General features: G+C 71.8%; 7 protein-coding genes. 4 read left to right on the forward strand and 3 right to left on the reverse strand.

Translation table 11 applies throughout. The features are described 5' to 3' along the window. Positions 1–50 precede the first annotated feature (50 nt). Positions 51–1,259 carry a cytochrome P450 gene (locus ACJ8AN_RS09350; RefSeq protein WP_407754921.1) on the forward strand — a complete coding sequence of 403 codons (1,209 nt, stop codon included), beginning with the start codon at positions 51–53 and terminating at the stop codon, positions 1,257–1,259. Here ACJ8AN_RS09350 and ACJ8AN_RS09355 read toward each other — a convergent pair. Continuing rightward, complete coding sequence (locus ACJ8AN_RS09355) at positions 1,229–6,550, reverse strand: AAA family ATPase (protein ID WP_407754922.1); 5,322 nt, start codon at positions 6,548–6,550, stop codon at positions 1,229–1,231. The two genes, ACJ8AN_RS09350 and ACJ8AN_RS09355, sit on opposite strands and share 31 nt — an antisense overlap. A 176-nt stretch (positions 6,551–6,726) precedes the next feature. Here ACJ8AN_RS09355 and ACJ8AN_RS09360 point away from each other — a divergent pair, with 176 nt between their 5' ends. The 3 genes from ACJ8AN_RS09360 to ACJ8AN_RS09370 all read left to right on the forward strand — a co-directional run bounded on the left by ACJ8AN_RS09360 (position 6,727) and on the right by ACJ8AN_RS09370 (position 8,966). Beyond that, on the forward strand, positions 6,727–7,101 hold the full coding sequence (locus tag ACJ8AN_RS09360) for a hypothetical protein (protein WP_407754923.1): 375 nt from the start codon (positions 6,727–6,729) through the stop codon (positions 7,099–7,101). Between the two features lie 137 nt (positions 7,102–7,238). Then, on the forward strand, positions 7,239–8,021 hold the full coding sequence (locus ACJ8AN_RS09365) for an alpha/beta fold hydrolase (RefSeq protein ID WP_407754924.1): 783 nt from the start codon (positions 7,239–7,241) through the stop codon (positions 8,019–8,021). Positions 8,022–8,261: 240 nt separating this feature from the next. After that, positions 8,262–8,966, forward strand: coding sequence for a hypothetical protein (locus ACJ8AN_RS09370; protein ID WP_407754925.1), 705 nt, complete (start codon positions 8,262–8,264; stop codon positions 8,964–8,966). Positions 8,967–8,978: 12 nt separating this feature from the next. Here the strand turns inward: ACJ8AN_RS09370 and ACJ8AN_RS09375 are convergent, their stop codons facing one another. Continuing rightward, complete coding sequence (locus ACJ8AN_RS09375) at positions 8,979–9,518, reverse strand: hypothetical protein (protein WP_407754926.1); 540 nt, start codon at positions 9,516–9,518, stop codon at positions 8,979–8,981. Between the two features lie 87 nt (positions 9,519–9,605). Next, a complete protein-coding gene (locus tag ACJ8AN_RS09380; protein WP_407754927.1) occupies positions 9,606–10,661 on the reverse strand; it encodes a methyl-accepting chemotaxis protein in 1,056 nt (351 codons plus the stop codon). Positions 10,662–10,821: the final 160 nt, after the last annotated feature.

The raw sequence follows: 10,821 nt of genomic DNA on the forward strand, positions 1-10,821 counted from the left end.
TTCACCCGTGGTCCCGGTGGGATTGGCGCGCTGGAGCCCTTTGAGGTGAGATGACCGTCATGCTCGCTCCCGCTCCGCTCACCCCCGACGTGCTCGGCACTCCCGAGGGAATCGCCGACCCCTATCCCGCCTATCGCGCCTTCCGGAGCCCCAACCCGGTGCGCTACGTGCGCCTCCCCGCGGGGGCCATCACGGGCAGGACGGAGCCCCTCTACGCCTGGGCCCTGCTCCGCCACGCAGACGTCCTCGCCGCCATCCGCGACCCCGCGACGTTCTCCTCGCAGTCGCAGCTGGTGCTCAAGACGATGCCCAAGTTCGCGCTGCTGCACGATGACCCACCGCACCACACCCACCTGCGGCGGCTCGTGAGCAAGGCGTTCAGCCCTCAGCGCATCGCCTCGCTGTCGGAGTGGATTGGCCGCATCGCGAACGAGCTGCTCGACACCACGGGCAAGGGCCCCGTGGAGCTCATGGCCTCGTATGCCGTGCCCCTGCCCACGCGCGTCATCGCCGGGATGCTGGGCGTTCCGGACGAGGACTACCCGTCCTTCAAGCAGTGGACGGAGGCCATCCTCTCCTACGTCGGCATCCCCCCCGAGGAGCGCGCCCGCAGTGCCCAGGAGATGATGGGCTACCTGAGCCGGGCCATCGCCTCGCGCCGCGCGCAGCGCACGGGGGACCTCATCTCCGCGCTCGTGGAGGCCGAGGTCGAGGGCGCGGCCCTCTCCGACGCGGAGATCCGCAGCTTCGCCGCGGTGTTGCTCCTCGCGGGCAACGAAACCACCACCAACCTCATTGGCAACATGCTGGCCCTGCTCGCCGAGCGTCCGGAGCTCTGGAGCCGGGCGCGCGAGGACCGCTCGCTGGTGGATCCCATCATCGAGGAGGTGCTGCGCTACGAGAGCCCCGTGCAGCGCTTCCCCCGGGTGACGACCCGGCCGGTGAAGGTCGGTGAGGTGGAGATTCCCGAGGGAGTCATCGTGGACGTCGTCTTCGGGGCGGCGAACCGCGACCCCGCCGTCTTCGAGAATCCGGACACGTTCTGGCCGGAGCGCCCGACGAACGCACAGCACCTCGGGTTCGGGCTCGGGACGCACTTCTGCCTGGGGGCCCCGCTGGCCCGGCTCGAGGCCCGCATCACGCTCAACGCCTTCCTGGATCGCTTCCCGGTGCTCGGACGGGGGACGGGAGCCGCGGTGCGGCAGCGGGCCGCCCCGGTGAGCCTCGGCTACAAGTCGCTGCCGCTCCAGCTCGGCTGAGTGACCGCCGGGCCCAGCGGTAACTCCAGCGTGGCCGTGGCGCCCTGGCCCGGCCCCGGGCTCTCGAGCGTGAGGCGCCCGCCCAGCATCCGGGCCGCCAGCGCGCTCGAGTGCAGGCCCAGGCCATGTCCGCCCTCCTGGGTGGTGAAGCCCTGGGAGAAGAGCCGCCCGCGCAGCTCGGGCGCGATGCCCATGCCGTTGTCCATCACGTGGATGCGCGCCATGCCGCCTCGCGCCTCGAGCCGCACGTGCAGGTGGCGCTGTCCCGGGGGCTGCGTGGCCAGGGCGTTGCGGGCGTTGCTGAGCAGGTTGATGAGGATCTGCAGCACCTTGTGCTTGTCCACCCGCACCCGGGGGAGCGCGGACTCCTCCCGGGCGACGGTGACGCCCTGGCGCTCGAGCGCGGGCCGCTGCATGCGCAGGGCGTCCTCGACCAGCTGGGACAGCTCGCACTCCTCGGTGACGAGCGTGTTGCGGGCGTAGGCCTGCTGCACCTGGACGATGGCCCGGATGTGCTCGACGTTCTGGGTCGTCGCCTCCAGGCTCTCCCTCAGCACCGCCTGCTCGCGCAGCAGCTCGTCGGACAGCTCGCGCAGGTAGTCCGGCAGCAGGGCGCCGCGGGGATCCTTCGTGAGGAAGTCCGCGAGCCCCCGCCGGTGCTCCTCGAACAGGGTGGAGACCTGCTTCAGGCGCTCCAGGCGCGAGGAGTCCACCGCGTGGTGCATCATCTGCACGTTGATGACGGCGCTGGTGAGCACGTTGCCGACGTTGTGGAGCACGTTGGTGGCCACCTCGGCCATGCCCGCCGAGCGCGCCGTCTCCACCAGCTGCGCCTGGGCCTGGCGCAGCTCGCGGGTGCGCTCGTCCACCCGCTTCTCCAGCTCGTCGTTGGCGAGGCGCAGGGCCGTCTCGGCGCGCTGGACGTCGGCGTACAGCCGCGCGTTCTCGATGGAGATGGCGGCCTGGGAGGCGAGGTGTTCCAGCAGGGCCAGGCGCGCCGGGGTGAAGGCGTTGGTGGCGAGGCTGTTCTCCAGGTAGAGGACGCCCCGGAACTCCTCCTGGCGCAGCAGGGGCAGGCAGAGCACCGAGCGGGCCCGGCCGCGCTCGAGCCAGGCATCGGACGAGAAGGGGTGGGGCAGCAGGGTGGCATCGTCGATGAGCACGTGCTCGCGCGTGCGCTTGACGTAGGCGATGAGGGTCCACGGCAGGGAGGTCTCGGCCATGCCAGGGGCGGCGTCCTCGGGCGCGGTGCCCGAGAAGGCCACCACCGAGAGCGTGTTGCCCTGGGGCAGCAGCAGGGCGCCGCGCTGGGCGCCCGCGTTCTCGATGGCCACCTTCAGCAGCGTGGCCGTCAGCCGCTCGAGGACGATTTCCCCGGAGATGGCCTGCTGGGCCTTCACCACCGTGAGCGCGTCCACCTGCGTCGTATTCGTGTCCGTGACGGTCGTCTCGGTGGTCGCGGAGGCGGCCAGGCGCGGCCACTGGGCCTCCAGCTGCTGGACCTTTCCGTGGGCGCCCCAGCGCTGGTACGCCTCCCGTGCCTGGAGCGCGTAGGCCTCGGCGATGCTCGGCACCCGCTGCTCACGCCAGTAGCGCGCCGCGAGCTCGCAGGCCAGGGCGGCGTTCTGGATGAAGCCATGCTCGCGCGCGGACTGGAGGGCCTCCTCGTAGGCGTGCAGGGCCTCGTCCTTGCGGCCCTGCAGGCGGGCGAGCTCCGCGAACACCAGCCGCTCGGGCGCGCGGAAGGTCGAGGGGACGTTGCTGGCCCACCCGGCCAGTTGGCGGTGGTCCCCCCGCAGCGTCTCGAGGGCCCCGGGCCGCTCCCCGGCGCTCAGCTCGCCGAAGCAGGCGGCCAGGGACAGGGCGCGGTAGAGGTGGAAGTCCAGGAGCTGAAGCTGGACGGACGAGGCCCAGGTGAGCCCGGCGGCGCGCGTCCCCGCCTCGAGCGCCTGCGCCCAGGCCCCGCTCATGAAGCGCGAGCGCATCTTGAGAATCCAGTAGAAGCACCGCATGGTGCTCATGCGCTCGGGGGTCAGCGTGGCCTCGAAGGCCTGCTCCTCGAAGTCCTCTCCGCTCAGCGAGCCGAACGAGGGGGAGAGCCCGCGCAGTTGCTGCACGTGCCGCTGGATGTGGTGGAGCATGTGCCCCGCGTCCCGGAAGCCCACCTTGCGCACGAAGGCGAGCCGCGCGACGGATTCCTGGTAGACGTCCTCCAGGGGGTGCCCCACGGCGAAGCGGTCCGTGAGGATGTTGATGCAGCAGTAGCAGGCCGTCTGGAACTCACTGCCCTGGAGCGCGAGCTGGAAGGCCTTGCGCAGGGGCTCCTGGGTCCTGGAGAGCGGCTGGGTCCAGTAGTGGAGCATCTCCATGAGGTAGATGATCCGGCTGCGGAAGGCCGTCAGGTCGTATTGCTCCACGAGCGCACAGGCGAGCTGGCCGAAGGCCTGGGCCTCCCGGTACCGGCCGAAGACGGAGCCCAGCAGCGCGCCGTACCAGCCCAGCCCATAGGGGGCGGACCGGGTGATGCCGTGGCGCAGCACGAGGGTGGTCATCCGGCACAGGTGGAGGATGAACAGGTTGCGGTCGAAGAAGGACGAGGGCGCGGACAGGGTGGAGAGCACGTTCATCAGCGCCTCCGTGTCCGGGTCCGCCACGGGGGGCAGGTCGATGAGGCTCTCGATGGAGCGGTTGCCCAGCAGCGCCCAGACCTCCTCGTTGGCGGCGAGCACCTCCTCCCAGGTGGGGTGCGGGGGGATGGGCAGGCCCATCCGCTCCAGACACTCCACGAGGCAGAGGGAGGCCTCCTGGATTTCGCCCGCGGCGAGGTGCAGGCCGCTCTTCAAGCGGTAGACGGCCGCCGTGGCCGCGGGGGTGCGCGCCCGGGGCAGCAGCTCCTCCAGCAGCAGGCGGGCCTCGGCGGCGTTGCCGCTCATCAGCTCGCAGCTGGCCTGGGAGCGCCGCAGCTCGAAGGCCAGCTCGGGGTCGCTCTCCCAGGGGTCTCCGGGGAGGAGCTGGAAGGCGGTGGTGAGGTAGGTGATGGCCGAGCGGAAGGCGGTGGAGGTGCGGGCCCTCGCGCCGGCCTCGGCGTTGAGGCGGGCCACGCGGTGGCGCTCCCCGGGGTCGGTGAGCAGCTCCAGCCCGGCGTTGAGCTGGCCCACCACGTCGAAGAGCTTCTCGCGCAGCTCCACGGGCGACAGGCTCGAGAGCATCAAGCGGCCGATGTGCAGGTGCACGGCCTTGCGCTGGTCCTCGGGGATGAGGGCGTGGGCCGCCTGCTGGATGCGGTCGTGCAGGAAGCGGTACTGCTCGGGCCCGGCGCTCATCACCAGGCCTTCCTGGAGCGCGGGCCCCAGCTCCTGCTCCACCTCGGCGGCCTCCGTCACGTTGGAGATGACGAGCAGGATGCGCAGGGAGAAGGTGTTGCCCACGCACGCGGCCAGGCGCAGCAGGTGCTGCGTGGAGTGGGGCAGCTGGCGCAGCTTGCCGACCACGAAGTCCACGACGTTGTCGGAGTAGCCCTTGGCCCGCACCCCCTCGGCGTCCCAGCGCCACGTGCCCTCGGACGTGCGCGCCAGCAGGCCGTCCTGGTTGAGCGTGAGCAGGAACTGCAGCAGGAAGAAGGGGTTGCCGCCGGTCTTCTGCAGGGCCAGGACCGCGAGCGGCCCGACCACGTCCCCGCTCGCGCCGGGGAGCGTGTCGGCCACCAGCCGCTGGACCTCCTCGAGGCTCAGCGGCTCGAGCTGCAGGTCGTTCATCCTCGCGCCAGCCTCGCGCAGCGCCTTCAGCACCAGCCAGAGCGGATGGGAGGTGTCCACCTCGTTGTCCCGGTAGGCCCCGAGCAGGAGCACGGGCGGGGCGTCCGGGTGGATGAGCAGGTGTTGGAGCAGCTGGAGGCTGGCCAGGTCCGCCCACTGCAGGTCATCCAGGAACACCACGAGGGGGTGCTCGGCGGTGGCGAACACGCCGAGGAACCTGCGGAACACCTGGTTGAAGCGCTGTTGCGCCTCGGCGGGCGGCAGCTCCTGCACGGGCGGCTGCGGGCCGGTGATGAGCTCCAGCTGCCGCACCACGTCCACGAGCACCTGGCCCTGGCCCTCCCAGGCCTCCAGCAGGCGCTCGCGCCACCGGGCGAGCTCCTCGTCCGTGCCCGCGAGCAGCTGCTGCGTCAGCCCGCGGATGGCCTGGGCCAGGGTGGAGTAGGGGATGTCGCGCTGGAACTGGTCGAACTTGCCGCTGAGGAAGAAGCCGCGCTGGCGCACCACCGGCTTGTGCAGCTCGTGCACCACCGAGGACTTGCCCATGCCGGAGTAGCCGCGCACCAGGAAGAGCTCCGGCCGGCCGTTGCGGCCCACGCGCTCGAAGCTCTGCAGCAGGGCGGCCACCTGCGGGCCGCGCCCGTAGAGCCGCTGCGGGAGCTGGAAGCGGGGGGGCACATCGTGGACGCCCAGCGGGAAGTCCTCGTGCACGCCCCGCAGCAGGCCCTCGCGCACCCGCTCCAAATCCGCCTTCAGCCCCTCCGCGCTCTGGTAGCGCTCCTCGGCCACCTTCGCCAGCAGCTTCAGGACGATGGCGGACAGGACGGCGGGCAGCTCCTTCACCCGCTCGTGCGGGGGCTGCGGCGCCAGCGCCATGTGGGCATGGAACCACTCGAGCGCGTCGTTCCCCTGGAAGGGGCGGCTCCCGGTGAGCAGCTCGTAGAGCGTGATGCCCAGGGAGTAGAGGTCGGTGCGGTAGTCCACCGCGCGATTCATCCGCCCCGTCTGCTCCGGGGACATGTACGCCAGCGTCCCCTCGACGAGCGAGCTCTGCGTCGCATCCACGTGCTCGACGAGCTGGAGGCTGGCGATGCCGAAGTCGATGAGGCGCGTCTCGCCCTCGGGCGTGAGGATGATGTTGGAGGGCTTGAGGTCCTTGTGGATGACGCCCCGGCGGTGGAGCACCGCGAGGGTCGCGGCCAGGGAGCTGGCCACCTCCAGGGCGCGGAGCACCTCGAAGGGCTTGCCGGAGAGCTCGGACAGGGGCGTGCCGACAATCTCCTCCAGCAGCAGCACCGGGCGCTCCTGGAGCTGCTCGCAGGCCTGGACCCGGGGCACCCCTTGCACGTCCCGGAGCCGCTGGAGGATGGCGAGCTCGCGCCGGTAGCGCTCGTACTCCCGGGGACTGGGGGAGGCCGCCATGGGCGTCTTGAGGATGAGCGCGAGCCCGTCGGTGTCGCGCACCGCGTGGAACAGCAGGTTGGTGCCCGTGGACTTGACGGCCCCGCGCAGCGTGTACCCTGGGATGTTCAGCATTTCGGGAGTCCCGTCATGGGGGCCCAGATGGGAACAGACCTATGTAGGATCCGCAACGCGGGAGTGCGCCCTCGGAGCGCGCCCCCTCTCCTGAAGAGCGGCCACGACGAGATGACCCTCCCTGTACAAAGGCCCGACAGGGCTCCGTTCGACGCCGCGCCGGCCCGGGGGAGCCCATGAAGCTCGAACGCCACGTCGGAGGGCTCTCGCTCGCGCGCAAGGCGAACTACCTGCGTGCTCGGGGGTGGCGCGAGGAGGCAGGCGGCTGGTCGAGCGGGATTTTCGGCCTGCACCCCCTGGCCAAGGCCGTCCACCACCAGCTCACCGACGACCTCAGCCAGGCGCTGCGCGAGCGGGGCTGGCAGGTGCTCGGCTTCTCCGAGCGGGGCTATGTGCGGATGCGCGAGGGCGAGCGCGGCAAGCCGTGCTCGTTGCCCAAGGCGCTGCGCACCCAGGCCCGCCGCGAGAAGCGGCCCGTCGCCGAGCTCACCTATGCGCTCTTCCTCGCGGCGCTGCTCGAGACCGGGGACTCCGAGGGGGAGGGCGCGTAGCTCCCGCGCCCGCCTCTGTTCTCCAGTGGGCGCTCGCCCCCCTGCCGCGGCGCGTCGCCGGGGGGGAGTCGGTCAGACTCGGAGGCCAGGGCCCCCCCGCCTCTCGAGGCGCGTTCCGGGGGCCAGGAGCCAGCGCGATGAAGCACAAGGAAGCGACGAATGTGTCCGTCACCGGAAGCGCGGGGCGGCTGATGGCGACGGACGAGGGCAGCGGGGGCATTCCCGTGCTCTTCGTGCACGACAACGCCGCCGACCGCACGCACTGGGCGGAAACCCAGCAGGGGCTGGCCACCCGCAGCGTCGCGTTCGACCTGCGCGGGCTCGGCGAGAGCGGCGGGGCCCACGGGCCCTTCGGCGTGGAGGCCGGGGTGGAGGACGTCTCCGCCGTGGCCGACGCGCTGCTGCTCGAGAAGTTCGTCCTGGTGGGCCATGGCTTCGGCGCCGCGGTGGCCGGGGCCTTCGCCTCGTACTTCCCCGAGCGCCTCGCCGGGCTGCTCTACGTCGAGGCCCCGGGCGACCTGCGCCGCTGGACGAAGACCGACGCGGACGCCTGGCTGGAGAACTTCAGCCCGGCGAAGTACGGCACCTTCCACGAGCACTGGCTCACCCCGCTGCTGCTCGAGGCCCGCGAGAAGACGCGCAACCTGGTGATGAAGACGCTGCGCACCTCGCGCCGCGAGGCCATCGCCGGCAACGTGGCCTCCCTCTTCAGCTACGACCCCAACGAGGCCTTCGCGCGCTTCTCCGGGCCCCTCCACGCCCTGGTGGCCACCACCGGCCCGGACACCCTGGTGGCCCAACGGCCCTCGCTCTCCCACGCCGTGATGCCCCACGCCAGCCACTGGCCCATGCTCGACTCGCCCCAGTGGTTCCACACCGAGCTCGTCCGCTTCCTCGGCCGCTGCAAGCCCGAGCACTGAGTCCCCGCGAACGCTCGCGCGGCGAGGACTGTCGGCCAGGTGGCATGGGCCCTGGCCCACGGGGGCTTGGCCCGGGGTGCTATTGCAGTGCTGAACCGGCCAACACTTCCCATTCTCAAAATCCGTACCTACTCCTTCGCCCCATCCACGGCAGCGGGACGGGCGGGCTCCGTCTCCGTCATGCCGCACGGGTCTGGTCCCTGCTGGACGGGGACTCGCCGCACGTGAAGGAGGACGAACATGAGGGCAGCGCTGCAGCACATCCGCGTCCGTCAGTCCCGGTTCCTGGCGCACCCGCTGTTCGACGAGCTCCAGCCGGGCCGCCCCCTGGAAGAGGTACTGGCCTTCGCCCCGCGCCTGTCCTTCTGGGTGATGTGCTTCCAGGACGTGCTGCGCCTCAATGCCCAGCGGGTGCAGGACGCCGAGCTCTCCCAGCTCATGCGCCGCCACCGCGCCGAGGAGCGCGGCCACGACCACTGGTTCTTCGAGGACCTCGCCGAGCTGACGGGGCGCGCCCCCCGGCTCGAGGAGCCCTGGGGCCGCGCGCACGAGAGCACCCGGGACGCCAGCTACGCCCTGCTCGCCGAGGTGCTCCGGCCGATGGATGACCGGCTGCGGGTGCTGCTGGTGCTCGCGCTGGAGTCCACCAGCCACGCCTTCTTCAGCCGGGTCGCCGCCCTCGCCCAGGCGGCTGGCGCGGCCGGGCGCCTGAAGTACTTCGCCCCCCACCACATGGAGGCCGAGGAGGAGCACGAGGTTTTCGAGGAGCAGATGGAGGCGATGCTCAACGCCATCGAGATGTCGCCCGCGCTGGAGGCCGAGGCCCTGGCGCTGGTGGACCGCGTCTACGCCGCCTTCCACTCCATGTTCGACGGGCTGTGCGCCGCGCCCGGCGTGCGCCAGGCGAGCGTGTCGGGCCGGGCGATGCTCGCCGCGCACGCCTGAGTCACGCCCGGGTCACCACTTGAGCTGGTAGATGCAGGCCGGGGCGCCCGTGGAGCGGCACTCCGCGGGGTCGTGGTCGAAGTGCAGCAGCAGCGAGCCCTTGGGCCGGAAGCGCTTGTAGAGGGATTCCAACAGGCCCCGGTCGAACTCGCAGGGGTAGGGGTTGTCGCACACCATGCTGGCGGTGCGCTCCGTCATGAGGTGGAAGGCGTAGCCGCCAATGTCCCCGGTGCCCCGGTGGTTCATCCGGTAGGCGGCGTCGAGCGCCTCCATCGCCGAGGTGAACGAGTCGATGCCGGGCGGGAAGACGGCGTGCTCGGGCACGGCATGGCCGATGGCGCGCGTGGTGTGGGGCCCCACCTGCTCGAGGATGTCCTCGAAGCTGTCGAGCACGCTGGGCAGCGGGTACCACTTCTCCGCCTCGAGTCGTTCGATTCCGTGCGAGGCCAGGATGCTGTGGGCCTTGAGCTGGAAGAACTCCATCGCGTTGAGGAGGGCCTGGACGCTCCTGCCGTACACCTCGACCTGGTCCGAACGCGAGTTGCGAGCCACCGCGGTTCCCTTTCTGGCTGCTGCGTCCCACTCAAACACGCGGCGCCGCCACCCTCAAGCCGCCGCCGGGGTGGTGTCTCCTGGCCCTCACACGGTCCCCTGCCTGCTCGCGGGGGGAGCCTGCGGCGGCCCGGGCTGCTCCACCTGGAAGTGCGTCACCAGCTGGCGCAGCTGCCGCGCCCGGGACTCCAGGTCCTCCACGGCTTTCGTTATCTGCACCACACCCAGGGCCGACTCGGCCGCCTGGTGGGCCAGGGCGTGGATGCGCAGGGTGAGGGCCTCGCCCGCCTCGGACTGGGAGGCGTGGGCCCGGGCGGTGTCCTTCACCTGGCGCTGAATCTCCTCCGCGCCCGAGACAATCCGCTCCAGGGCCCTTCCCGTCTGGGCCGAGAGCGCCAGCCCCTCGTGCACCCGCGTGCGCCCCTCGCGCATCTGCGCCGCCGCCGCCTGCGTCTCCTCCTGGCTCTGCCGCATCAGCGCGCCAATGCGCTCGGCCGCCGCGCGCGCCCGCTCCGCCAGCTTGCGCACCTCCTGCGCCACCACCGCGAAGCCCTTGCCGTGCTCCCCGGCGCGCATGGCCTCGATGGCGGTGTTCACCGCCAGCACCCGCGTCTGGTCCGCCACGTCGGAGATGAGCTCCACCGCCCGCTCCACCTCCTCGCTCCACTCCGTCAGCCGCTCCACCGTGCGCGCCGAGCGCTCCACCACCTGGGCAATCTGCTTCATCTTCTCGCCCGTGCCGCTCACCACCGCGCCGCCCTCGCGCGCCACCTGCTCGTTGGCCTCCGCCGAGCGCGCCGTCTCCCCCGCCTGCCGCGCCCCCACGGCGAGCTCCTGCGTCATCCCCATCACCGCGTCCGTCATGCTCCGCAGCGCCCGCGACTGGTCCTGCGCCGCGTGCTTCAGCCCCTCGGCCGAGTGGTGGATGTGCCGGGCGTCCGACTCCGTCGCCCGCGACACCTCGCCCATCTCCCGCAGCATCCGCTGCACGTCCCCCACCATGGCGTTGAAGGCCTGCCCCAGGTCCCCCACCTCGTCGTGCGAGGGCGCCACCACCGCCACCCGCAGGTCGCCGCGCGCCACCTGCCCCGCCGCGCTCACCAGCGAGCGCATGGGCCGCAGCACCCGCCGCGAGAAGTACACCCCCGCCAGCCCCCCCCCCCCCCCCCCCCCCCCCCGCTCCCCCACTCCCCCCTCCCCCAGCCGCCCGTCTCCTCCCCGGGGGACCGAATGCCCCAGACCTGCCCCAAGTGCCGCCGGGCCAACCCGGCCGACGCCTTGTACTGCTACGAGGACGGCTTCG

The sequence above is a fragment of the Archangium sp. genome (assembly GCF_045802675.1).
Taxonomy (GTDB): Bacteria; Myxococcota; Myxococcia; order Myxococcales; family Myxococcaceae; genus Archangium.